The 25,725-nt window shown below is 49.3% G+C and carries 20 protein-coding genes and 4 tRNA genes; 9 read left to right on the forward strand and 15 right to left on the reverse strand.

Features of this window, described 5'->3' with window-relative positions:
• Nucleotides 1-162: 162 nt before the first annotated feature.
• The 9 genes from Q0698_RS08080 to ftsH form a co-directional block, all read right to left on the reverse strand.
• Nucleotides 163-239, reverse strand: a tRNA-Met gene (locus tag Q0698_RS08080).
• Nucleotides 240-533: 294 nt separating this feature from the next.
• Nucleotides 534-610: transfer RNA gene (locus Q0698_RS08085), tRNA-Met, on the reverse strand.
• 165 nt (nucleotides 611-775) lie between these two features.
• Nucleotides 776-852 (reverse strand) — tRNA-Met (locus Q0698_RS08090).
• Between the two features lie 18 nt (nucleotides 853-870).
• Nucleotides 871-956 (reverse strand) — tRNA-Leu (locus tag Q0698_RS08095).
• Between the two features lie 7 nt (nucleotides 957-963).
• Nucleotides 964-1,314, reverse strand: coding sequence for a preprotein translocase subunit SecG (gene secG, locus Q0698_RS08100; RefSeq protein WP_298635563.1), 351 nt, complete (start codon nucleotides 1,312-1,314; stop codon nucleotides 964-966).
• Nucleotides 1,315-2,058: a triose-phosphate isomerase gene (tpiA, locus tag Q0698_RS08105; protein ID WP_298635565.1), complete on the reverse strand. Its 744-nt coding sequence runs from the start codon at nucleotides 2,056-2,058 to the stop codon at nucleotides 1,315-1,317.
• An 89-nt stretch (nucleotides 2,059-2,147) separates the two neighbouring features.
• Nucleotides 2,148-3,494, reverse strand: coding sequence for a phosphoglucosamine mutase (gene glmM / locus Q0698_RS08110; RefSeq protein ID WP_298635567.1), 1,347 nt, complete (start codon nucleotides 3,492-3,494; stop codon nucleotides 2,148-2,150).
• Nucleotides 3,495-3,505: 11 nt separating this feature from the next.
• The gene (gene folP, locus Q0698_RS08115; RefSeq protein WP_298635569.1) at nucleotides 3,506-4,339 is read right to left on the reverse strand and encodes a dihydropteroate synthase; all 834 of its coding nucleotides are present in this window, start codon (nucleotides 4,337-4,339) and stop codon (nucleotides 3,506-3,508) included.
• 45 nt (nucleotides 4,340-4,384) lie between these two features.
• Nucleotides 4,385-6,298: an ATP-dependent zinc metalloprotease FtsH gene (gene ftsH / locus Q0698_RS08120; protein ID WP_298635923.1), complete on the reverse strand. Its 1,914-nt coding sequence runs from the start codon at nucleotides 6,296-6,298 to the stop codon at nucleotides 4,385-4,387.
• A gap of 312 nt (nucleotides 6,299-6,610) precedes the next feature.
• Here ftsH and yhbY point away from each other — a divergent pair, with 312 nt between their 5' ends.
• Entirely contained in the window at nucleotides 6,611-6,913 is a 303-nt protein-coding gene (yhbY, locus tag Q0698_RS08125; protein ID WP_298635571.1) for a ribosome assembly RNA-binding protein YhbY, read from the forward strand.
• A gap of 109 nt (nucleotides 6,914-7,022) precedes the next feature.
• Here the strand turns inward: yhbY and greA are convergent, their stop codons facing one another.
• From greA to carA, 3 genes are read right to left on the reverse strand one after another with little or no spacing between them, the layout of a single operon-like run.
• Nucleotides 7,023-7,496, reverse strand: coding sequence for a transcription elongation factor GreA (gene greA, locus Q0698_RS08130; RefSeq protein ID WP_298635573.1), 474 nt, complete (start codon nucleotides 7,494-7,496; stop codon nucleotides 7,023-7,025).
• Nucleotides 7,493-10,714, reverse strand: a complete 3,222-nt coding sequence (gene carB, locus Q0698_RS08135; protein ID WP_298635576.1) for a carbamoyl-phosphate synthase large subunit — start codon at nucleotides 10,712-10,714, stop codon at nucleotides 7,493-7,495. Before carB ends, greA begins: the two co-directional genes overlap by 4 nt.
• Nucleotides 10,715-10,724: 10 nt before the next feature.
• Nucleotides 10,725-11,858: a glutamine-hydrolyzing carbamoyl-phosphate synthase small subunit gene (gene carA, locus Q0698_RS08140; RefSeq protein WP_298635577.1), complete on the reverse strand. Its 1,134-nt coding sequence runs from the start codon at nucleotides 11,856-11,858 to the stop codon at nucleotides 10,725-10,727.
• Between the two features lie 587 nt (nucleotides 11,859-12,445).
• Here carA and Q0698_RS08145 point away from each other — a divergent pair.
• Nucleotides 12,446-13,441, forward strand: a complete 996-nt coding sequence (locus tag Q0698_RS08145) for an adenosine kinase (protein WP_298635579.1) — start codon at nucleotides 12,446-12,448, stop codon at nucleotides 13,439-13,441.
• 17 nt (nucleotides 13,442-13,458) lie between these two features.
• Here Q0698_RS08145 and Q0698_RS08150 read toward each other — a convergent pair whose 3' ends face one another.
• The 3 genes from Q0698_RS08150 to Q0698_RS08160 are packed head-to-tail and all read right to left on the reverse strand — an operon-like array spanning nucleotide 13,459 to nucleotide 17,223.
• Entirely contained in the window at nucleotides 13,459-15,750 is a 2,292-nt protein-coding gene (locus Q0698_RS08150) for a DNA polymerase II (protein WP_298635581.1), read from the reverse strand.
• Entirely contained in the window at nucleotides 15,747-16,781 is a 1,035-nt protein-coding gene (locus tag Q0698_RS08155; protein ID WP_366140315.1) for a DUF2333 family protein, read from the reverse strand. Before Q0698_RS08155 ends, Q0698_RS08150 begins: the two co-directional genes overlap by 4 nt.
• Nucleotides 16,782-16,806: 25 nt before the next feature.
• Entirely contained in the window at nucleotides 16,807-17,223 is a 417-nt protein-coding gene (locus Q0698_RS08160) for a copper chaperone PCu(A)C (protein WP_298635583.1), read from the reverse strand.
• A gap of 254 nt (nucleotides 17,224-17,477) precedes the next feature.
• Between Q0698_RS08160 and Q0698_RS08165 the strand changes: the two genes are divergently transcribed.
• From Q0698_RS08165 to Q0698_RS08195, 7 genes are all read left to right on the forward strand, one after another.
• Nucleotides 17,478-18,395, forward strand: a complete 918-nt coding sequence (locus tag Q0698_RS08165; protein WP_298635585.1) for a catalase — start codon at nucleotides 17,478-17,480, stop codon at nucleotides 18,393-18,395.
• Nucleotides 18,396-18,554: 159 nt separating this feature from the next.
• The gene (locus Q0698_RS08170) at nucleotides 18,555-20,219 is read left to right on the forward strand and encodes a protein-disulfide reductase DsbD domain-containing protein (RefSeq protein WP_298635587.1); all 1,665 of its coding nucleotides are present in this window, start codon (nucleotides 18,555-18,557) and stop codon (nucleotides 20,217-20,219) included.
• 157 nt (nucleotides 20,220-20,376) lie between these two features.
• Nucleotides 20,377-20,820 (forward strand): type II 3-dehydroquinate dehydratase, encoded by a 444-nt coding sequence (gene aroQ, locus Q0698_RS08175; protein ID WP_298635589.1) that lies wholly within the window; start codon nucleotides 20,377-20,379, stop codon nucleotides 20,818-20,820.
• Nucleotides 20,821-20,866: 46 nt separating this feature from the next.
• Entirely contained in the window at nucleotides 20,867-21,325 is a 459-nt protein-coding gene (gene accB / locus Q0698_RS08180) for an acetyl-CoA carboxylase biotin carboxyl carrier protein (protein WP_298635590.1), read from the forward strand.
• A gap of 15 nt (nucleotides 21,326-21,340) precedes the next feature.
• Nucleotides 21,341-22,681: an acetyl-CoA carboxylase biotin carboxylase subunit gene (gene accC, locus Q0698_RS08185; RefSeq protein WP_298635592.1), complete on the forward strand. Its 1,341-nt coding sequence runs from the start codon at nucleotides 21,341-21,343 to the stop codon at nucleotides 22,679-22,681.
• A 96-nt stretch (nucleotides 22,682-22,777) separates the two neighbouring features.
• Nucleotides 22,778-23,659, forward strand: coding sequence for a 50S ribosomal protein L11 methyltransferase (prmA, locus tag Q0698_RS08190; protein WP_298635595.1), 882 nt, complete (start codon nucleotides 22,778-22,780; stop codon nucleotides 23,657-23,659).
• Between the two features lie 13 nt (nucleotides 23,660-23,672).
• On the forward strand, nucleotides 23,673-25,721 hold the full coding sequence (locus tag Q0698_RS08195) for a DUF3426 domain-containing protein (protein WP_298635597.1): 2,049 nt from the start codon (nucleotides 23,673-23,675) through the stop codon (nucleotides 25,719-25,721).
• The last annotated feature ends 4 nt before the right edge of the window (nucleotides 25,722-25,725 follow it).

Below are 25,725 nucleotides of genomic sequence, written 5' to 3' on the forward strand. Positions count from 1 at the left end.
CTGCGCCGGTTGAAAGCTGAGCCCGACCGGGCACTCTATCTAAAAACTACCATCTTAAAATTGGTAGCGGGAGCTGGCTTAACACCATCGACCTTCAGCGGCTGCGCCGGTTGAAAGCTGAGCCCGACCGGGCACTCTATCTAAAAACTACCATCTTAAAATTGGTAGCGGGAGCTGGATTCGAACCAACGACCTTCGGGTTATGAGCCCGACGAGCTACCAGACTGCTCCATCCCGCATCAAACTGGTGAGAATTATAAGCGATTAGCTCCACTAGTCAACCCAGAGGAATCACTAACACACTGACAATCTAACAAAACGACCTATCGTAGCTTCATCAACATTCGTCTTACAGACTAAGGCGATGTACTACTTTTCAGGTATCGACTCATCATCAAAAACTGAGCCTTAACACAATCTACCACTCTAAACCTAATAGTGGGAGCTGGCTTAACACCATCGACCTTCAGCGGCTGCGCCGATTGAAAGCTGAGCCCGACCGGGCACTCTATCTATAACCACCATCTTAAAATTGGTAGCGGGAGCTGGATTCGAACCAACGACCTTCGGGTTATGAGCCCGACGAGCTACCAGACTGCTCCATCCCGCATCAAAAACTTTCATCCTTTCGGACTTTTCACAACTGACCTTTCAATCAGACTACCAAGTAAAAATTAGCAGCGGGAGCTGGCTTAACACCATCGACCTTCAGCGGCTGCGCCGATTGAAAGCTGAGCCCGACCGGGCACTCTATCTAAAACCACCATCTTAAAATTGGTAGCGGGAGCTGGATTCGAACCAACGACCTTCGGGTTATGAGCCCGACGAGCTACCAGACTGCTCCATCCCGCATCAAACTGGATTTTTATATGGTGCCGAAGGCGGGACTTGAACCCGCACGAGCATAGCTCACTACCCCCTCAAGATAGCGTGTCTACCAATTCCACCACTTCGGCTAATTTACTACTGAGGAACCTCTGGTGCTTCGTCATCGTCAGATGAGTCATCAGCCATTACAGGTACGTCAGCGTCAGCGCTAGGAACTTCCTGAATCTCAGGAACTACTGAACTCTGAACTTGACTCTTTTGGTTCGCGATGTACGCCAATGAAAGACTTACTGCAAAAAATACGAACGCTAGAATTGTGGTAGTCCGTGTCAGGAAATTACCTGAACCCGAGCTACCAAAAACTGTCTGTGAAGCACCGGCGCCAAATGAAGCACCAGCATCTGCACCACGACCTTGCTGAAGCATAATCAACGCTACTAGCGCTACAATTACAACAACAAAAACTATGATTAACAATTGTTCCATTTAGCTTAATGCCTCAATAATCTGATTGAACGATGAAGGCTTCAGCGATGCTCCGCCGACTAAACCCCCGTCAATATCAGGCTGAGCAAAAAGCTCTGCCGCATTTTGTTCGTTAACGCTGCCACCGTACAAGATGGACAGACTTTGTGCCGCATCCGGGCTAAATTTTTCACTCGCAAACTGACGAATGAAATGATGAATCTCTTGTGCCACTTTCGGCGTGGCTGTCAAACCTGTACCAATAGCCCACACTGGCTCGTAAGCCACAACAACCTTTAAAAACTGATTGCTTTCTATTTGACTAAAGACGGCGCCCAACTGAGCCCGAATAACTTCTTTCGCTTGACCAGCTTCGTATTCCGCTTGCGATTCGCCGCAGCATATTACAGGAATTATCCCCTGAGACAATAGGCCTTTCACCTTATCGGCAACTTTTTCGTTTGTTTCACCAAAAAGCTGTCGTCGTTCAGAGTGTCCAACCAAGCAGAAGCCAACATTGAGGTCGCTTAGCATCGCTGCTGAAACTTCACCGGTAAAAGCACCTTCATTAAATTGGCTCACATCTTGAGCTCCAATCATGAAGTCTTCTAACCGCCCTCTCATCATGCCTAAATAAGCAAAAGTTGGAGAAACACCTACTTTAACACCTTGCTTTGGAGTGTAATTAAAAGCTGATATCCACGCCTCGATGTCCCGGCATTGATTGTGAAGCTTCCAATTTCCAAGTACGTATTTAAGTCTCATAACTATCCATCTCCGATGAATCAGCCAATGGCGCGAATCTTATAACAGCGCACTCAAACTGACAAGAATTTTTTAAACTTTTCAACAACTTAGCTAAGTGAAGCGCGAACTATATCAGCAAGACCTTCTACATGCTCATCCACTAATTCTTGAGTCTCAGCTTCAACCATCACGCGAATTAGTGGCTCGGTACCTGATGGGCGCAACAACACACGCCCACGGTCGCCCAATGCCTGCTCACTGGCTTCTACCGCATTCCAGATTGACTTAGTTGAGTCCAGGGCGGAAATTCGCCCTACGGAGACGTTAATCATCCGCTGGGGGTAGCGCGTCATCCCGACTTTGGCGTCAGCCAAACTCATCTCGAGGGAACGAATCGCTACTAACACCTGAAGAGACGCCACGAGACCATCACCCGTACTCTGAACATTGGAACAGATAATGTGGCCTGAAGACTCGCCGCCGATAGGCCAATTATTCGTCTTCATCGCTTCGATTACGTAACGGTCGCCGACTTGAGTCCGAACAAAACCCATACCCATTTTCTTCACTGCGATCTCTAAACCCATGTTAGACATCAAGGTTCCCACCACGCCATCACAAACTAAGCCACGCTCGTAATTATAACGAGCCAAGACATAGAGAATATCATCGCCATCAAGCAACTCTCCGTTGTGGTCCACCATAATCAACCGATCTGCATCGCCATCGAGTGCGATACCAAGATCCGCGCCCTCCGCAACCACCTTGGCTCGAATCTCCGAAGGATAGGTAGAGCCAACGCCTTCATTAATGTTACGACCATCCGGTTTGTTGCCAATACTGATAACTTCGGCACCTAGCTCAAGTAAGACTTTAGGAGCAACTTGATACGCCGCACCGTGTGCGCAATCGACTACGATTTTCATTCCCTGAAGGGAGAAGTTTCTTGGCGCTGTGAACTTTGCAAATTCGACATAACGACCACCGGCATCAGTAACGTGCGATGCTCGCCCGAGGTCTGCTGAATCAACCACTCTCATTTCTTCGTCGATCATTGCTTCAATGGCAGATTCAACCTCATCGGGCAATTTCTGACCAACACTTGAGAAGAATTTAATGCCGTTATCATAGTGAGGGTTGTGCGAAGCACTAATGACAATGCCCGCCATGGCGTTGAAAGTCTCAGTCAAGTAGGCAATAGCAGGAGTTGGCATGGGGCCGAGCAAACCTACATCTACTCCCGCCGCGATCAGCCCAGACTCGAGCGCTGACTCAAACATATAACCGGATGAACGGGTATCTTTGCCAATCAAAATCAAAGGGCGGCGATCGCCTCGCTGTTGCATGAATACCTTACCGGCAGCCCAGCCGAGCTTCATGACAAATTCAGGGTTGATCGGGAATTCCCCAACGCGACCGCGAACACCATCGGTACCAAAGTACTTTCTAGACATATAAACCTACCCTATTTATATTCCGGTTGATCGAGCGCGATAAATGTAGCAATTGCGTCGCGAGTCGATTTAACGTCGTGAACCCGAAGAATTCTCGCGCCATTTTGCAAAGCATGATAGCCGAATAGCGCACTACCGACCACTCTTTCATCCACGTCCCTTCCGGTTACATCGCCGATCATTCGCTTCTTAGAGACGCCAATTAGCAGTGGAGCTTCTTCGGCTAGTTTTGGGAGATGCCTCATCAGATCAAGATTGTGCTCCAGCGTTTTACCAAAGCCGAAGCCGGGATCTAGCCACACTCGCTCAGCCGCCACTCCTTCAATAACAGCATCCGCTCTACGAGCGATAAGAAAATCCAGAATTTCGCTGCATACATCATCATACTGCGGGGAAATTTGCATGGTGTTAGGGGTACCCTGCATATGCATAATACAAATAGGTAGCTGGGAGTTGGCTGCGGCGGCCAGCGCTCCTTCACGCGTAAAGGCACGGACGTCGTTGAGCATGTCAGCACCCAGTAAAGCGCTTCCCGTCATTACCTCAGGGGTACTTGAGTCAACGCTCACAGCGACATCGAAGTTGGCCTTAATAGCCTCTACAGCTGGCAAAACTCGATCCAATTCTTCCTGCACTGCCACAGCCGAAGCCCCTGGACGAGTTGACTCCCCTCCGACATCAATGATATCTGCGCCATCAGTGACGAGCTGCGCAACCGTATCAAGCAGTAAGCCATTATTGATAGCGGAGCCCTTGAATAGCAAGCCGCCGTCGGAGAACGAATCCGGAGTCACATTAAGAATCGCCATGACTTGAGGTGTAGTTTTTAAAAAGGCGTTATGCATTATTATCCTCTAAAAAAAATGCTTCCTTTCAGAAGCATTTTTGCATTATTTAGACTCTTCGCCGTCCGAAGCATCGTCGCTCGTCGGCTCGGGCTCCTCACCGTCAAATTCATCACTTGGCGCCGCGCCATATCCTTTAGCCTCAGACTGCGTTTCCCAATTACTAGGAGGGCGTACCGCGGTTCGCTCCATTAAGTCATCAACCTGAAGCGAATCAATGGTTTCATATTCCATCAACGCGTCTTTCATTGATTCAAGAATATCGCGATTCTCTTTCAAGATCGTCGACGCTCGCTCGTAACAGGAATCAGTAATCCGACGAACCTCGCTATCAATGGCCTTTGCCGTTTCACCCGAGACTCGCGGCTGCTGTCCCTGCTGAGCTTGCGCTTCGTCTCCAGCGTAATTCAATGGCCCCAATTTCTCGGAAAGGCCCCACTTGGTCACCATATTGGTTGCTAGTGCAGTGGCTCGCTCGATATCATTTTGAGCACCCGTGGTCACGCCGTCAAAGCCCAGCGTCATCTCTTCGGCAATACGACCACCAAACAGCGCACAAATCTGCGACTCCAAGCCGCGCTTAGAAATCGAGTACTTATCCTCTTCCGGTAAGAACTGAGTAACACCCAATGCACGCCCACGCGGAATAATAGAGACCTTATGAACAGGATCGTGATCCGGCACGAGTCGTCCAATAATCGCGTGACCGGCTTCATGGTACGCGGTATTTATCTTCTCCGAGTCGGACATCACCATCGATTTGCGCTCAGCGCCCATCATGATCTTGTCTCGCGCTCTTTCGAACTCATCCATTGTCACCAAACGTTTGTTCATACGCGCTGCGAATAGGCTAGCTTCGTTAACGAGGTTAGCTAAATCGGCACCGCTGAAACCCGGGGTACCACGAGCAATAACGGGAACATTCACATTATCCGACACCGGTGTCTTTCTAAGGTGTACGCGGAGAATTTGCTCGCGACCACGAATATCTGGCAAGCCAACAAACACCTGACGGTCAAATCGACCAGGACGAAGTAATGCCGAATCGAGCACATCAGGACGGTTAGACGCCGCGATGACGATTACCCCTTCATTACCCTCAAAACCATCCATTTCGACCAACAGCTGGTTAAGCGTTTGTTCGCGCTCATCGTTACCGCCGCCTACGCCGCCGCCACGATGGCGACCCACTGCATCAATTTCATCGATAAAGATGATGCAAGGCGCTCGCTTCTTCGCCTGTTCGAACATATCACGGACACGTGAGGCACCTACACCGACGAACATCTCAACGAAATCTGAACCTGAGATGGAGAAAAATGGTACGCGAGCCTCACCGGCGATTGCTTTCGCCAACAGAGTTTTACCGGTACCTGGAGGACCAGCCATTAGAACACCACGAGGGATCTTGCCGCCTAAGCGTTGGAACTTGCTAGGATCTCGCAGATATTCAACGAGCTCAGAAACTTCTTCCTTAGCTTCATCAACACCCGCCACATCGGCAAAACTTGTTTTGATTTCATCTTCGCTCAGCAGGCGTGCTTTGGATTTACCAAAACTCATTGGGCCGCCCTTGCCGCCACCGCCGCCCTGCATCTGGCGCATGAAGAAAATAAACACAGCGACGATAATCAGCACTGGGAGTATTGAGTAGAATAAATTCTCTAGGATTCCAGGCTGCTCTACAGGCTCACCTGTTACCTTCACATTGGCGCTATAGAGGTCATTCATTAGCGCGTCATCGTAATAAGGGATGAAAACTTTAAAGTCTTGACCGCTGGTATCCGTTCCGCGAATGACTGAACCTTGGAAGGTGACAGCATCAACCTGCCCTGCTTTAACCGAAGTAATGAAGTCACTGTAGGCCATATCTTGACTGGTAGTTGGACTACTAAAGTTTTGCAGCACCATGAAAAGCACTGTGACAATTACAAGCCAAAGCACCATAGTCCGAGTCATATCTTTCAAAGAAACATCCTCAAGGTTGAGCGATATTAAAAATCGCGTTGTTATCTAAACAACTATATCGGGTCTAGATCTTAGTTTTTCAAGTATCGGCTATAATTACTTTTTTTACTACTTCGGTAATCCAATAAATTCAGTGTCTTCAGAGTAATTTACGAATAGTATATCGATCATGGATCATTGAAGCGCTGGTGAGTATTGCGCCAACACATAATATTGAGACTCAGGCGAATCACTTAGTTCGCTTTCCTGTGCTTTAATGTAGAATGCCGTCAAACGATCAAATTAATCTAGTAGAGTTAACTAATGACACTCACACAGCAACGCAAAAAACAACTTCGTGCAATTGGCCACAAGCTAAAGCCGGTCGTCATGATCTCTGAAAACGGTCTGACCGAAGGCGTGTTAAACGAGCTAAATCGCGCGCTCAATGATCACGAACTGATCAAGGTTAAACTTGCCATCTCCGAGCGCATCGATCGCGCCGAAGTCGCGAACGCAGTTGTTGCTGAGACCAATTCAACGCTTGTGCAAACGATAGGTAAGATCATTCTTATTTGCCGCGAAGCCCGAAAGCCAAACCCGAAGCTTTCAAACCTACTTCGCTAAACACGACAACGTAGCGAAATGAGTAGCGGTGTTAATCAAGAGCTATTCGTTTTTCGCAGCAAAAAAAAGAGCCCCTAAGGCTCTTTTTTTGTAGCGGAGAGAATATCAATTAATGAACAACTGCATCGATTTCAAACTCAACCGTACCGGCTGGAGTCTCGATGTTCACCACATCTCCGACCATTTTACCAATCAAACCACGAGCAATGGGTGAAGAATAAGAAATCCGATTTTCCGCAGGATTCGCTTCATCTTCACCAACGATACGATAAGTTTTCTCTTCGTCCGTATCCACATTGATAATCGTGACCGTCACGCCAAAAATAACTTTTTCCGTTGCCGGTATCTTCTTAATATCAATGATCTGTGCATCGGAAAGTTTCGCTTCAATTTCTTGAATTCGACCTTCACAGAAACCCTGTTGCTCACGAGCAGCGTGGTACTCAGCATTTTCCTTTAGATCACCGTGCTCACGCGCCTCGGCAATAGATTTGATAATAGTAGGGCGATCAACCTTCTTCAAACGCTCTAGCTCGGTTTCGAGCGCCTGCGCGCCCTCCACCGTCATAGGAGTCTTATTCATGCTTTAATACTCCGATGTAGGTCCTGTAAGCGACGCACCTGAACTTCACCTTTGTGCTGAAGAGCCATACAGACAGCTCGGCCACCAGCTAATGTTGTGGTGTAGTAAACGCGGTGAATCTCAGCACTCGAACGAATTAACGCTGAATCACGAATCGCAACACGCCCTTCGGTCGTATTAATAATCATGGTAATTTCATCGTTGCGAATCATATCCACAATGTTTGGACGACCTTCCATAACCTTATTAACAAGACGAACCGGAATATCTGCTTCCTGAAGTACCTTCGCGGTACCTCGCGTTGCAACCAGTTCAAACCCTAGTTCAACTAAGTCACGACCAATACCAGCAATACCTTCTTTATCTGGCTCACGAACTGATAGGAATGCGACGCCTTCCGTAGGTACTTCATCGCTCGCACCAAGCTGAGCTTTCGCATAGGCCTCCGCGAAGGTATCACCCACACCCATTACTTCACCCGTCGACTTCATTTCAGGCCCAAGAATTGGATCAACACCCGGGAACTTATTGAATGGGAAGACTGCCTCTTTAACTGAGAAGTAATCCGGAACAATTTCTGAGGTGAACCCCTGGTCAGCGAGTGATGTACCCGCCTGACAGCGTGCTGCAACTTTCGCAAGGCTGGTGCCAATACACTTAGAGACGAAAGGTACCGTTCGTGATGCTCGCGGGTTAACCTCAATGACGAAACATTCGCCGTCTTGATAGGCCAACTGAACGTTCATCAAACCAATCACGCCCAGTTCAACCGCCATGCTCTTAACCATTTCGCGCATTTCATCTTGCACATTAGCTGGCAGTGAGTAAGGAGGTAACGAACATGCTGAGTCACCGGAGTGAACACCAGCCTGCTCAATGTGCTGCATGATGGCACCAATAACAACGGTCTTGCCATCGGATACTGCATCAATATCGACTTCGATCGCCGCATTGAGGAAGTGATCCAAAAGCACTGGCGCATCATTCGAAACTTCAACCGCCTCACGGAAATAAGTTCGCAGTTCCGTCTCGCTGTAGACAATCTCCATAGCTCGGCCACCTAACACGTAGGAAGGACGCACCACCAATGGATAGCCTATCTCTTCAGCGCGAACAACCGCCTCATCGATAGAGCGCACCGTTGCGTTGCGTGGCTGACGTAAGCCTAAACGCTGAATCATATCCGAGAACTGCTCGCGATCTTCTGCACGATCAATCGCTTCGGGAGTGGTACCGATAATTGGCACACCCGCCGCTTCCAGCTCGCGCGCCAACTTCAATGGCGTCTGACCACCGAACTGAACGATCACTCCCTTGGGTTGCTCGAGATCACAGATCTCCAGCACATCCTCAAGTGTTACGGGTTCGAAGAATAGACGATCAGACGTGTCGTAATCGGTTGAAACCGTCTCGGGGTTACAGTTAACCATGATGGTTTCATAACCGTCATCACGCATTGCTAAGGCAGCGTGTACGCAGCAGTAATCAAACTCAATCCCCTGACCAATTCGGTTCGGCCCACCACCGAGAACAAGAATCTTGTCGCGAGCACTTGGTGCTGCCTCACACTCTTCTTCATAGGTAGAGTACATGTAAGCCGTCGCGGTAGAGAACTCTGCCGCACAGGTATCAACACGTTTGTAAACAGGGCGGATATTCATCTTTTGACGGGTACGACGGAATTGCTTCTCAGTCACACCAAACAAGGTCGCCAGACGAGAGTCCGAGAAACCCTTGCGCTTGAGCGAGTACATTGCGTCTTTATCAATATTCGATAGTGCCGTCGTGCTAATTGATAACTCAGTATCAATGATGTCTTTTACCTGAACCAGGAACCATGGGTCGATTGACGACAGCTCGAAGACTTCAGCCACAGACATACCTGCACGGAAGGCATCGCCTAAGTACCAAACTCGGTTAGCACCTGGCGTTGAAAGTTCACGGCGAATCACCGATTCAAAATCTGGTGCATCGATATCAACGATCGTTTCGAATCCTGCTGAGCCAACTTCTAGGCCACGCAAAGCTTTCTGGAATGATTCCTGGAAGCTACGTCCAATCGCCATAACTTCACCCACTGATTTCATCTGGGTGGTCAAACGCGCATCGGCATCACCAAACTTTTCAAAGGTAAAGCGAGGGATCTTGGTCACAACATAATCGATTGCCGGCTCGAACGAAGCTGGGGTTGTTCCGCCAGTGATGTCGTTCTGCAGTTCATCTAAGGTGTAACCCACCGCTAACTTGGCTGCAACCTTTGCAATCGGGAAACCCGTCGCCTTAGAAGCCAACGCCGAGGAACGAGAGACTCGTGGGTTCATTTCAATCACCACGAGATCACCGTTTTCAGGGTTGACCGCGAACTGTACGTTCGAGCCGCCGGTTTCAACGCCAATCTCACGAAGCACTGCTACCGAGGCATTACGCATGATCTGATATTCTTTATCAGTTAAGGTCTGCGCCGGAGCTACGGTGATTGAGTCACCCGTGTGGACACCCATCGGGTCGAAGTTTTCAATAGAACAGATAATGATACAGTTGTCGTTCTTGTCGCGAACAACTTCCATTTCATATTCTTTCCAACCGATTAATGACTTATCAATCAACAGTTCTGATGTGGGTGAGAGATCTAAACCACGAGTACAAATCTCTTCGAACTCATCGCGGTTATAGGCAATACCGCCACCTGAACCGCCCATTGTGAACGATGGGCGAATAATAATTGGAAAGCCAAAGCGATCGCGAATGGCGCGTGCTTCGTCAAGGTTTCGCGCAATACCCGCTGGCGGACACTTAAGTCCAATACGCTTCATCGCTTGGTCGAATAATTCACGATCCTCGGCCATATTGATGGCATCACGACTTGCACCAATTAGCTCACAGTCAAACTTCTCAAGCACACCATTGTCTGCCAAGGCGAGCGCACAATTCAACGCTGTCTGTCCGCCCATAGTCGGCAACACCGCATCGGGGCGTTCCTTTTCAATGATCTTGGCAACGGTGCGCCATTCAACGGGCTCAATGTATGTTGCGTCCGCCATGGCGGGATCGGTCATGATAGTTGCTGGGTTAGAGTTAACTAGAATAACTCGATAGCCTTCCTCACGAAGCGCCTTACAGGCCTGCGCACCGGAATAATCGAACTCACAGGCCTGACCAATAACAATTGGACCAGCACCTAGGATCAAAATACTTTTTATATCTGTACGTTTTGGCATACCCGCTCCGTTATGCTTTGCGCTGAGCCATCAGCTCAATAAAGTGGTCGAATAGTGGTGCTGCATCGTGTGGACCAGGACTTGCTTCAGGGTGACCCTGAAAGCTAAAGGCTGGCTTATCCGTACGGTGTATACCCTGAAGGGAACCATCAAACAATGACTTGTGAGTGGCTACGAGGTTATCGGGCAGCGAACTCTCATCAACGGCAAAGCCGTGGTTTTGCGAGGTAATCATTACCTGCTTAGTTTCAAGCACTTGCACTGGATGGTTCGCACCGTGGTGACCGAACTTCATCTTTTCGGTTTTAGCGCCAGACGCTAATGCCAGTAGCTGGTGCCCAAGGCAGATACCGAAAATCGGTAAATCGTCCTGCTCTAGCAGCGTTTGAATTGCTTCAATTGCATAAGTACATGGCTCTGGATCACCAGGGCCGTTGGAAAGGAATACGCCATCTGGCTTCATTGCCAAGACTTCGCTTGCTGGAGTCTGTGCTGGAACAACCCGAAGCTCTACACCACGATCAACGAGCATACGCATAATGTTGCGCTTGATACCGTAGTCATAGGCGACGACTTTATATGGTTTCTCAGCAGGCGAGACAAAACCTTTACCAAGCTGCCAGCTACCAACTTCCCACTTGAAGGCGTTGGATGCAGTCACTTCTTTCGCAAGGTCCATCCCCTTTAGACCGGGGAATGCCTTTGCCTTTTCAATCGCCTCTTCTGCAGATGCGAACTGACCTGCAACAATGCAACCACTCTGAGCACCCTTCTCGCGAAGGATACGAGTCAAGCGGCGAGTATCAATATCGGCAATACCGACAATATTGTGCCTTACTAAATAGTCACTGAGGTTCTCTTTACTGCGGAAGTTTGATGCCAGTAAGGGGAGATCACGAATTACCAAGCCCTTGGCCCAAACTTTCTGCGATTCTTCATCCTCGCTGTTTGAACCCGTATTTCCAATGTGCGGGTAAGTTAGGGTAACAATCTGTTCGGCATAGGAAGGGTCAGTCAGAATTTCTTGATAACCGGTCATTGCCGTATTGAAAACTACCTCACCACTAGCGGAACCCGTAGCACCAATTGCAGTGCCTCGAAAAACGCTTCCATCTGCTAACGCGAGAATGGCTATGTGACTCATTTCGTCTCCTTCGAACGTAAGGCCTTGCATTTTTGGCACAACAAAACACCTAGCCTCTCGACTACGTGATTTTCATTGAACTCAAAAACGTTCGGCTATAAAAAAGCGAGATGAGCTCTCTCACCTCGCTTGGAATTTGATGCATGCCTGAGCGGAAAGCTCTAGCTGCCGTCGCCAAATAAAACGTTTTCCATATCGTTTATCGGCACCTGTGACGGCTCTTTGACTGGGAGCAAATTATATCCCAACCGCATGCATCAAGCTAGCAAAAGTTTTCGCTCGAGCATTCGTAATATTACCGACTCAGCACCGTGTAATAGGTTACATCACACCATTCAGCAATCTTCCAAGCTCCCTTAAAAATAGACCAAGAATGCCGATGCAACCCAATTTCCTTAAACCTAAACCCAGACTAATTACTCCAACTTCGATCTATAACTCGTCTCAACGAAGTAAACGGCGCCGTTCAATCAAGAAGAAAACAAAAAGATCACTGCTCCACCCCTTGAAATTAGCGTCTACAGTTGCAAATTTACGCAGCACAACGATAATGACCACTTTATAGACATCATCAAATGTGAGCCCACATGAACAACTACCAGATTTTTGGCCTAGGTGCTGCCCTCGTTGACACCGAAATAGAAGTGACTGATCAAGACTTGATCGACATGAATATTGATAAGGGCATTATGAGTCTTGTTGACGACGCCCGTCTTCATGAAGCCCTCGATCAACTTAATGATCGCGGCACCGTCGCATCTCGTGCAAGTGGCGGCTCGGGCTGCAATAGCATTATCGCTGCAAGCTACTTCGGTGCCAAAAGCTATTATTGCTGTCAGGTTGCGGACGATGAAAACGGTGCCTTTTTCGCTGCTGATCTTCGCGCGGCAGGTGTCGAAAGCAATACCGGCTTCAACGATCCAGCAGGAACCACCGGGCGTTGCTTAGTACTCATTACGCCTGACGCAGAACGAACTATGAATACTTGCCTGGCAATTAGTGAAACACTATCCGTGGCAGAGTTAGATGAATCTGCAGCAGCCTCGGCAGACTGGGCTTATATAGAAGGATACCAGGTCACTTCGGCAACGGGCCGAAAAGCGGCCATTCGCCTTCGTGAGGTCGCTCGTGCGGCGGGCAATAAAGTTGCTCTTTCACTCTCTGACCCAGCGATGGTGCAATTCTTCCGCGAAGGCATGTTACAAATCATTGGTGACGGTGTAGATCTGCTTTTCTGTAATGAACAGGAAGCACTTCAATTCACCAATACTGAAAACCTTGAAGATGCCGGCAAGTCACTTGCACAGTTCAGTACCGCGTACGTGATTACTCGTGGCGCCGATGGCGCGGTCAGCTTCGATGGCGAGACTCATCGCACCCACTCTGCCAGTAAGGTTAAAGCGATCGATACGAATGGCGCAGGCGATATGTTCGCCGGCGCCTTCTTGGCAGCGATCTGTCAGGGAAAAAGCTGGGAGTTCGCGGGTGAGCTTGCCAGCGCCGCCAGTGGTGCCGTTGTTTCTCAGTTTGGTCCGCGTCTAAAGCCTGAGCAACACGAAGCCATAGCTGCCACCATTAGCTAATGGCTGAAGTCAATTCGCTAGAGGTCGAGGCCAATCTGTTGGCTAACCAGCGCCTCTAGGCTCTCACCAAATACCGCCAGTAGTGAATCCACTGCTGGCGCTATTTGCTTTTCGAGATAATGATCGTAGTCCATCTGTCGAGTAGACATACCTATTGGCTCTGGGCCAGATAGCGTAATTCTGTACTCAATCCAATCCCCGCGCTTTGGCTTTCTTGACAACATCCTTGCGGCCTTAACATGGGGCGGAATCTGTTTATCGTAGGCATCCAATGGCTTTCTCAGACGTTTGCGATAAGCCAGCTCATCGTCAAATACACCGGTGTACATGTCGTGTGTGAGTGATATCAACCAGGCCTTCCAGTCCAAATCAAAAAATACCCGTTCAAAGAGTTCGGCCTGCACTCTACGCGCTAACACGCTCCAATCTGAACGAACGTTCTCCAGCCCCTTGAAAACGACCTTATCACCTACCAAACCGGCGTAGCGCTTTTTGCTGCCCTGCTCTTGATGGCGAATGGTCGGCATAAAGAAGCGCTGAAAGTGCGTCTCAAACTCAATTTCTAGCTGACTAGGCAGTTCGAATCGATCGCGAAGTTGCTGTTGCCAAAAGTCATTAAGCCCCTTCTGCAACGCTCTCCCTAAGTTGTTTGCTACCGCATCATCAAGTTTCTCAGCCACTAGCTCTACGAACACGGAATCGGTATCACCGTAGATCACCCTGTGCCCCTGAGCTTCAATCCAGCGGGCACTTTCCTGCAGAATTTCGTGCCCCCGGCGAGTAATACTCGAGGCCAGTCGAGGATCAAAAAAACGGCATCCCGAGGACCCCAATACGCCGTAGCAACTATTCATAATAATCTTTAACGCACTGGAACGGGCCTGATCTCCAGCAGCCTTAGCCTCATCTCTGGCACGCCAAAGTGATTCGATGATCCCCGGCAAAATACTCGCTTCACGCTGAAAATTCGCCCCATCGAAACCGGGAACCGCTGGCGCACCAGGATTCGCTTCAGCCTCCCACAGTGCACAGGGATCAACAAAGAAGGTTCGAATAATACTGGGATAAAGGCTCTTAAAATCCAGCACCAGAACATGCTCAAACAAGCCCGGTATTGAATCCATCACAAAGCCACCGGGCGACTCAAAGGTGAACTCCCGCTGCCCCTGAAGCGGCGCGACGTAACCGGCACGATGGAGTCTAGGCAGATAGAGAAATTCGAACTGCGCCACTGACCCTCCCACCCTATCCAACTCCGCTCCGGTTAAGCGCGCTCGCTCAATGAGATAGGAGACTAAGCCAGTCTTCGCCAAGATCCGCAGGACCAACTCACAATCGATCACATTGTATTTAGCCAGTTGGCTGGGGTCTTCACGATGCCACGAGATGATTTCGTCAATACCATGACTAACGCCTATGAGTTTGCCGTCGCCTAACAACTGCTGTGACACAAATTCCAGACTATGAGAACTAAAGTGCCATCCCGCTGATTTAATTCCATCCATCGCATCCATGATGCTTCGTCCCTGCACTTTGCAGTATCGCCGTTCATCTCGATCTTCTCTCCAGGTCACCGCTTCATTATCTCGCCCAATTCGAAACGGGATGCCTAATGATTCGCAGCGCTGTTGAATCATCCACATATCGAACTGAATACAATTCCATCCGGTCAAGATATCGGGATCAACCTGGCGCACCCAGTTGAGAAAAGCTTCGATGCATGCTCGTTCATTACTAACACCAATAAAGTGTTCGTTAGTGTCATGACCCACCACCCAAACCGCTCGCTCTTCTGGGGTCACCGCTGCAATGGAGATAATGGTATTTTGGTAGGCGTTAGTTTCGATATCAAAGCTGAGAAGCTTCAATGGCAGTTCCACTCTGGCGGGTCTAAGGTCGGGGTTGCGGAGTGTACCGCGGGAATCTAAGGCACCGCCCGTCCAAGTTGCATCACCACGAATGAATCGTTCCATCAAAAATCGATCAGGTGGTTTAATATCGTATTCGAGTGGGAAGAGACCTTGCTCGAGCAACTCGTAGGCCGCTGATTGATGACGAGACCAAGCATTAAAGTAAACGCCCCAGACCGATTCTTGAGCATAGGACTTGAGAGTCAGTTTGCGGCATTCCACGGCAAACCTCAACGTATTGCCAGCCTGCTGATAATCATGATCACTGAGAAAGAAAACGGGGCGTTCGCCCCGTATTTGAATACATTGAGGCTGACTTTGGGTGGCAAACCAAAACTCTAGTACAAGATAGCCACCCACATCACGCCAGTTTCGACTCAGTAGAAGTCCCTGATTCATCCGTTATTCAACAGGTCTCGTAGGTCAATTAATGCCGCGTTAGCACGCGAAATATAGTTGGATAGGACTAGCGAGTGATTCGCCAGCATCCCATAACCACTTCCGTTGAGAATCATCGGACTCCAAATCTCTCGCTGAGTACCTTCAAGTTCACGAATAATTTGTTCTAAACTCGCTTGGGCGCGCTTCTTTTCCAGTACATCGGCAAAATCAAACTCAATGGCTTTGAGTGTTTGTGCCAGACCCCAACAGTATCCTCGTGCTTCGTAAAAAACGTCGTCAATTTCCAGCCAAGGCGTACCTACGTAGACCATTTGAGCTGACGCGGTAGACTGTTGAGCCGCGGTATCACCCGCTAAGTCAGTATTTATTCGCGCTTCGCCCACCGAGGCCGCCAAACGCTGAGAGTATGAACCTAAGCGAGACCCAACCGTCGTCAACCATGCGTTCAAATTATCTGCTCTGGCAAAGAACTGCGCTCGTTGATTAGACTCATCGTTTAGGCGCTCTAAGTAATCCTCTAAGTACCTAACACTATCTCGATATTGCCCTTCCGAAGCGGGGAGCAGCCAAGAAAGATGATTGTAGTTTAAGTTAGGCTCAGCCTTTTTAAGCGTTTCATCCTCAGTAGATTGCGTCTGCGAGCGAGAGAACTGCTCTCGCATAGCCTTGGATAAATCACGAATTTGTACCAACGCGCCATATTCCCAATTAGGGATATTATCCAACCAGACACCCGGCGGCGTTACATCGTTAGCCGTGTATCCCCATGGTTTATCGAGCAGCGTCTCCATTTGCACGATTAATGACTGCGTTGTGAGTGAGCCAATCACCGGATCTTGGCCAGGATAACGTTCGGCAAATTCCTGACGAACATCGAAGGGGTCAGGCTCTGAACTAACCACGATTCCGACTATCATCATGATCACCAGATAAACGCCTAAAATGATGATTAGCCAACGCCAAAAGCCGCCGTCCACGCGATCACCCTGATCTGTGCGCCAATTATTCCATCGTTCTTTAATCGTCACGTTGATACCTCTTCCCTGTTTCCGTTCACTGCGCCACAACGGGCAGTGTAAAGTCAATACTTACGCCTGACTCCAGCACCAGTTCAAATTGAAGTTCGGTGCCTTCCTTTAATGCGCCAACGCCCATCATCATTACATGCAAAGCACCAGGGCTAAACTCAATCATCGAGTTCGCGGGTACTTTAATGGTATTGACATGGCGCATTGTCATCACTCCATCCACATTTTCAACACGATGGAACATCGTGTGGCGCGCTGCAGTTGATGCTATCGAGGCTAACACAACCTCATCATCACTGGTATTTCTCAATTCGAAGTAGGCCGCTGCAACAGAGGTTCCTGGGGGCGGTAGTCTTACCTCTCCATTCGCTATCAACACGTCAGCGCTGGCCGTCGAGGTCAACACCATCATCGCGATAATTATCCAAGTTCTTGTTCTCATCTGCCAGTTTACACTCCCTTACATATTTTCCAGGACAAGGCCTGCTCTCATCATACGATCAAATAAGTCATGAGGGTAGGTACTAGACTAGCTGTTTGTAAAAATCGTGCTCGCGCTCGCGCTATCAATAGTTTTTCTGCGAACTTGCCACTTTTTCTCGACCAACTAAGCTCAACGTTCCCACGGACGTATACGGAGCTAAATTCGTGATAAAAGTAAGCCTGCTTTCTTCAATCATTATAGGCGTAACCTCAATGACGGTTACTGCCAACCCAACTTCCGATCCCACTGCACTTGACTTTATCAACCTCTTCGAAAGGCAAAGCGGAACACACGCTGGCGTTCGCAAAGCTCATGCTAAAGGCATCTGCCTGAGTGGCACGTTCACTCCAGAATCGAATAACTACTCAGACTCACCAATCTTCACCGAAGAGAGCAAGATCTTGCTGCGTTTTTCCCTGGGTGGAGGAAACCCAAGCCTCTCCGATAACGCGGGTGGTCCGCGAGGTGCTGCCGTACGATTTTTTGCCAGCGATGGGAGTGTTCACAATATAGCAGGATTAACGGTACCGCTATTTGCCGGATCAACGCCTGCAGACTTTTTCACACTATTGGAACTCAGCGAGCCTGGCCCCGACGGAACAGTAGACCAGCAAGCTCTGAGTGAGTACGTGGCGTCAGTTCCAGCTATTGCAGCTCGATCGGTATGGATGGCGACGCACAACGCTCCCTCCAGCTATGCATCAGCCAACTATTATGGCGTGCATACTTTCTTCTTTATGAAAGGTGATAAGCGTCAAAAATTTCGCTGGACACTTCTACCAGACGGTGGCGAGCGTTTGCTCGAAGATGGTGAAAGCCTAACTGATGATCAATATCGCACAGAGCTCGAAACCGCACTGGCCTCAGACTACATTGAATTTAACTGGGAAGCCCAAATAGGGACCGATGAAGATACTGACGTCGACCCTGGGCAACTTTGGCCCGAGGAACGGCCTCGAATTAATCTAGGAAAAATGACTATTCAAAGTTTCGCTGATAATCAATGCGACGCCTTTACCTTTGACCCAGTGCAAGTCACTTCAGGGTTTGCAATTTCGGACGACCCAGTACTAATGATGCGTTCAGCTGCCTATGCAATCTCCTACGGTAAACGACTAAGCGGGAATTAATCTAAGAGATTCCTGCTTGTCGAATTCCAGCCTGCCATCGCGGTAAATACCCAATTTCTTAATCTCATCCGACAGTTTACACTGCCTTACGAATTTACGAGGACAACGTCTGTTCTCCTCATACGTCTAAATATGCTGTAAAGGTAGGTACTAGCCAACATGTTTCACAAAATTACTCTCACGCTAGCATCGCTGCTTATCTTTGCGAGCACGGCCGCTTTCGCCCAGTTCTCCGACAATGCGACATTTCCGGCAGCACCCAGCTTTCTAGCCGTAGATGAAGCCTACCAAGCATCACCCGAATGGCGTAATGGCGAGTTATCCGTTATCTGGGAAGCCGAACCTGGATACTATCTGTATCAGCATCAATTTTCCCACATTCTTAACGGGCAAACACTCAATGTTGACTACCCGGATACGGCGATTATCAAGTTCGATGAATTCTTCAATCAAGAACTCTCGGTGTTTTACGATAATGCTTATGTGGTCGCACAAACTGACGCGCCCAACGTGGGTGATATGTTAGTTCTGACCTTCCAAGGTTGTGCCGACGCGGGCTTATGCTATCCGCCTGAAACTTGGTATTTCGAATATTTGGGTAACGGCGAATTCTCACCCACCGACGAAATCGAAACCACTGCGGCCAGTTCTATCGTGGCGCCTATCGCTACACCAAGCTTCTCTTGGCTAATGGTCTTTTCTGCCTTTCTTGGTGGGCTAATCCTCAACGCAATGCCCTGCGTATTCCCGGTGCTCGCGCTAAAGGCCACGAGTTTCATCAATGCGGGGGCTTCTGCACGACAACACGCCTGGATTTACACCGCTGGTGTCGTGTTGAGTTTTCTACTTTTTGCCGCGGTGATTGTCGGCCTAGCTTTAGCGGGTCAACAAGTTGGCTGGGGCTTCCATCTTCAGTCTCCCATCATGGTCACAATCTTGATTTATCTTTTCGTCGCGATGGCGCTAGTTCTGGCACTAGATATGCCGTTAGCACAGCGTTTGATGGGTGCCGGATCTGAACTTCAACAGGGCCACTCAAAATCCGCGAGTTTCTTCACGGGGCTACTAGCGGTTGTTGTAGCAAGCCCGTGCACCGCACCCTTTATGGGCGCTGCAATGGGTGCTGCACTCACGCAATCCGCGGCTGCCACCTTTGCTATCTTTATCGCCATCGGCTTCGGCATGGCAGCGCCAATTCTCGTACTGAGCTACTGGCCAGGACTCATTCAACGCTTGCCAAGACCAGGCCTTTGGATGGTAAAGGTTCGCGAATTTATGGTTTTCCCTCTCCTCGCCACGGCACTTTACCTGCTTTGGGTAGTTGGCCAGCAAACCGGTGTTACGGGGTTAACGATGATTGCCTTTGGCGCGCTGCTGATAGCCATGGGACTCTGGTTAATTAACATGAAATCAAAGGGTGCAAAGCTGTCGGGCTTAGTATTTTTATTACTTGCGGTGTACGCTGCTAAACCGAGTGCGCCGAGCTCCAGCAATTGGGTGAGCTACTCAGAAGTTGCTTTAACTGAAGCACGACAAGCAGGTCCAGTGTTCGTTGACGTTACCGCTGCTTGGTGCATCACCTGCCTGGCTAACAAGCGGGTATTGAACGACGAGGAAATACAAACCGAGTTTACGGCCAACAACGTCACCCTCATGGAGGCCGATTGGACCTCCGCCGATGAAAATATCAGCCGCTACCTTAGTAGTTATGGCCGCGCCGGTGTTCCGCTTTATGTCTACTACCCGAATGCCGGCGAGGCCGGTATCGTACTGCCACAATTACTCTCTAAAAACATTATTCTAGAGACTATTTCAGCAGAGTAGATCGCGTTTAAGTAGGAGAAAACACTTAAACGAGCGTTTTAAAATGCCGCTAAATGCTACAAATTTCATCAAACTACACCGAAGTTGGACATTTTATTGGACAGAGTTCTGATTTTACTGCAGAATTGGCAGAAATCAGAACTGACTGGTCACAGAAATGTCTTCGCTGTTACTTATACATGGTCCCAACCTCAACCTTCTCGGCACACGTGAGCCTGAAATTTATGGTTCCGATAGCTTGGAAGACATTAACGCCCGAATGCGTCTTATCGCTGAATCATCGGGCCATGAGTTGTTTAGCTTTCAAAGTAATCATGAAGGCGCCTTGGTCGATCGCATCCAGCAGGCTGCGGGCGAAGGCATTTGCCACATTCTGATCAATCCAGCTGCCTATACCCATACTAGCGTTGCCCTTCGCGACGCGCTTTTGGCGGTTGGCATTCCGTTTACTGAAATTCATTTGTCGAACCCTCATAGCCGTGAGGAGTTTCGTCATCACTCATTCCTCAGTGATATCGCCCAAGGCGTTGTTGTTGGTTTTGGTCCACAAAGTTACGACGTGGCACTAACCGGTATCATAAACGCCTTAGCACACCACTGATTGAAATAATTTTGTTTCCGCTCACCTAATTAGAGAGTTAAAAGTCATGGACATTCGTAAAATTAAGAAACTAATCGAACTGCTCGAAGAATCAGATATCGGTGAAATTGAAATTAAAGAAGGCGAAGAATCGGTTCGCATCAGCCGTGGAAGTGGCGTAGCCGTTGCGCCAGTTGCCGCGCCAGTGATGGCTCCAGCAGCCGCGCCTGCAGCAGCACCTGCCCCAGCAGCACCTGCCCCAGCAGCAGCTCCAGTAGAAGCAGCCGCACCAGTTGACGCACTGAAGTCGCCTATGGTCGGTACTTTCTACGGCGCACCAGCGCCTGGTTCAGCCCCATTTGTCACAGTAGGACAAACGGTAAAAGCCGGTGACGTGGTATGTATCGTTGAAGCAATGAAGATGATGAATCAGATCGAAGCTGATAAATCTGGCGTGGTAGAAGCTATTCTTGTTCAAGATGGTTCTCCAGTTGAGTTCGACCAGCCACTTATCGTTATCGCTTAATTCGAGGTTTCACTTATGTTGAAGAAAGTTCTCATCGCAAACCGCGGCGAGATTGCACTTCGAGTTTTGCGAGCCTGTAAAGAGCTCGACATCAAAACTGTAGCTGTGCACTCCGTTGTGGATCGCGACCTTAAGCACGTTAGACTGGCTGATGAGTCCGTTTGCATTGGTCCGAATCCGTCGCCACAGAGCTACCTGAACATTCCGGCTATTATCGCAGCCATGGAAATTACGGGTGCAGACTCTGTTCACCCTGGATACGGTTTCCTCGCTGAAAATGCAGATTTCGCGGAGCAAGTCGAAAATAGCGGTTTCACCTTTATCGGCCCTAGCGCTGAGGTGATTCGTAAAATGGGCGACAAAGTTGCTGCGATTGAAGCAATGATTGAAGCGCAAGTACCAACCGTGCCTGGCTCCAACGGACCACTCAACGACGACCCTGCTCGTAATGAACGTCTCGCCGACGAAATTGGCCTACCCGTTATCATTAAAGCCGCTGCTGGCGGTGGTGGTCGAGGTATGCGCGTTGTTCACGAGAAATCTGAACTCATCAACTCTATTGCGGTAACAAAAGCCGAAGCCGCGGCAGCGTTCGGCGATGATACGGTCTACATGGAGAAATTCCTGCAGACTCCTCGCCACGTTGAGATTCAAGTTCTGTCAGACAAGCACGGTAACGCTATTCACTTGGGTGACCGCGATTGCTCACTTCAGCGCCGTCATCAAAAGGTGCTTGAAGAAGCGCCAGCACCATTCATTGATGAGGAAGCTCGCGTTCAAGTCCAAAAAGCCTGTACGGATGCCTGTAAGAAGATTGGTTACGCGGGCGCCGGCACCTTCGAGTTCCTCTACGAAAACGGTAAGTTCTATTTCATTGAGATGAACACCCGAGTTCAGGTTGAGCACCCGGTAACGGAAATGGTGACGGGTGTAGACATTGTTAAAGAGCAGCTACTTATTGCAGCGGGTCTCCCACTGTCTTATACCCAGGACCAGATCGAAATTAAAGGTCACGCCTTCGAGTGTCGTATCAACGCTGAAGATCCTGAGCGCTTTCTACCAAGCCCAGGTAAAGTTGATGTATTTCACGCACCAGGTGGCCTAGGTGTTCGTGTTGACTCGCACCTTTACAGTGGCTACACCGTGCCACCTAACTACGATTCGTTAATTGCTAAAGTCATCTGCTGGGGCGATACCCGTGCAGAGGCGTTAAAGCGAACCGAGCGGGCATTAGGCGAAACGGTAGTTCAGGGTATTAAGACCAACATTCCTCTTCAGGTTGACCTAGTCACCGATACAGAGTTCATGAAAGGTGGTATCAACATCCACTATCTTGAGAAGAAATTGGGAATGTAGTCGTTACGCTACCCACATCTGAGGCGCAGATTGTTCTGCGCCTTTTTTATTGGAGCTGTTAAACTCTCCTCATTACTTTCTGAGGACATGAATACCATGAACTGGCTGCAAATTAAGTTCGATTTACAACGTAGTGATGTCGAAGCCTTCGAAGATCTTCTTTTGGCCACCGGATCACACGCAATCACGCTTCGCGATAACGAAGATGAGCCAGTTCTCGAGCCTGGTGTTGGCGAAACACCGCTATGGTCTAACACTCAGATTACTGCACTGTATGACGCCGACATTAATGTCGATGCCTTGATCAATGTCATCCAAGAGCATTGGACCGGCGAGCTCCCTAGCTACCGCGCGGAGATCCTTGAGAACAAGGATTGGGAGCGCGCATGGATGGACAATTACCATCCCATGCAGTTTGGCGAGCGTCTATGGATTTGCCCTAGCTGGAAGGCAGCGCCTAACCCCAATGCCGTGAACCTAATGCTTGATCCAGGCTTGGCGTTTGGTACGGGAACCCACCCCACTACCTCGCTGTGTCTAAAGTGGCTTGACGAACAATCTTGGAGTGGTGAGCTGGTATTAGATTTTGGTTGCGGTAGTGGCATTTTAGCTATTGCTGCGCTGCTGCTGGGTGCAGACACCGCTGTCGGCGTCGATATCGACCCCCAAGCAGTGGATGCGACCTACGAAAACGCGACCCGCAACCGCATAGACCCCAGCCGCATCAGTGTATTTCTCCCCGAGGGTGCGCCTGAGGTTCTGGCCGATGTCACAATCGCCAACATTCTTGCTGGTCCGCTGGAGGCCTTATCAGATAAACTCATTGGGCAAACTAAACTGGGCGGCAAAATTGTGCTCAGCGGACTTCTCGCAGAGCAAGCTGAGATCGTGGCTAAATCCTATGAGCACGCCATCAAGTGGAATCCCGTGACCCTGCAAGACGGATGGGCTAGACTCGATGGAACAAGAATAAACTAAGCACCTTAAAAACATGAGCAAGACAAACAACTACATCGTGTTCTGCCCCGCCTGCAAGGCTCGCTTCTATGTGAGCAAAGCTATGCTAGCCCAAGCAGATGGTCACGTGCGCTGTGGTTCATGCCAAAAGGTTTTTAGTACCGCTTCTCAGGTATCACCCATTACGGATAACGTGGAATTTGAGGGTTACTTCGAAGACCTCGCGTACGCTGTAGACGACATCACTCCGGTTCAACCTGGGCAAATTGACTCTGCCGATTGGTTGGATGACGAACTCATTGCACTCGCTGAACTTGATGCAGAGCGAGCTCTAACCGACGACGAACTCCCTGAAATCGACGATGATATCTTCCGTGAAATCGACAGTGAGCTAAATTCACTTCTTGCGGATCAAGTTGTGAGTAACGAAGATGATTATCCCGAGGCGCAGGGAGACTTAACCAGTCCATTGGATTCTTCGTCTCACCATCGCGCTAGCGCTCCATCGGCGGGTCTCTCCAGCTTCGACTATGCGACGTCATCGTCCGACGACGCTGCAGGCCTAGAACAAACAGGTTCTGACTACCAAGCTTCGGCAATGGTAGCGTTAGCTGAGCCTTCAACCTCCGAACTCAAAGACGATGAGGCTGACAAACCTTCAACTAACGTTGACGACGAAACATCTGAGTATGAGTCTGAGTCTGATTTTAAATCGCTAGAACCAGACCTTGAGCTGGATGAGCACGAGCAATCAAACGAAATAACAGCCGCGCCTCAAGATCGGCAGGAATCTCTCGATAAGCCGGAGGGAAAAGATTCGCCAAAAGCCCAGGAACGTCAAGAACCCACTATTGGTTCTGAGTTTTTTGCCGATCTAAAACTCAACGCTTCCGATGATACATCATCAAATGGGGAACGGTTTGAAGACATCAACTTTAGTGACATCCCGACTGTCGAGGTGCTTAGCCAAACGCAGCATCCTTTCAATGACGACGCCGAGTTGGAAGAATTAGACGTCAGTCCTGATCCCAACGAGGAATCAAGCTCTGACGACACCTGCATTGACGACAGTTCTCGCGCACCCAATTCCGCAGATAATCTAGATGAAGCGAGGGACCGAGAGGACTTAGCGGACCTAGATTCGCAAGATGCGATCAACCCAACATCGATTACTGATGATAGCTCCGCTGAGGACGCAATTATTGAAGAATCGGTCTCTGACAAAGCGGACTCTCAAGAAGCTGACTCTCAAGAAGCTGACTCCGAAGATTCAGACTCTCAAGAAGCGAATTCTCAAGAAGCGGACAGTGATTATCCGCTTCAGCCAGAGCCACAGCACACAGATAACCCTGAAGTGGCCACCCGCAACGAATCAATTGCTGCCGAGGATAATGCCGAGCTGGACGAGATCGATGATGGCGAGACTGCTCATGAGGTCGAGCTGGATGAATCAATTCGCGCTAACATACCGGAACAGGAAGAAACACTGCCCGATAGTGAATACGAGCACACCAACTCATACGGTAACGAAGACGATGAAGCCGAATACCTTCAACATGATGACGAATATCAGCCCCATCTTGCGGAAATGGATCTGCAGCTAGAGAAGCGTAGCCGCTTACCAACCGTCCTCTGGAGCAGTACCTCACTGTTACTTATCGTAATTTTGGGGGCGCAGATAGCGTGGCTTAAGCTGCCCACCTGGTCTGCCATAGAGCAATATCGACCCTATTATCAGCAAGCCTGCGAGCTCATCAAGTGCGAACTACCGATCTACGATGATGTCAAAGCGATTGAAATCATTGCCTTCGACATTGAAGCCGATAACACCGCGGGGTTGCTAAACGTTAATATCAGTCTGCGTAATAGCGCCGCTTTTTCACAGCGGGCTCCAGGGCTTCAATTAGAATTCAGTAGCGCTAGTGGCATTCCAGTGGCAACATTGAATTATGATATTAGCCAGTTGGTAAAGACTGACTCGATTGATCGGCTCGAGCCCAATGAAATCATCCAGCTTCAGCTCTATGTTGCAGATCCTGGAGATATCGCAACCAACTACCAGGCTTACATCGTAAAAAACTGATCTA

Origin of the sequence: uncultured Umboniibacter sp., from assembly GCF_947497555.1 — a bacterium.
Taxonomy (GTDB): domain Bacteria; phylum Pseudomonadota; class Gammaproteobacteria; order Pseudomonadales; family DSM-25080; genus Umboniibacter.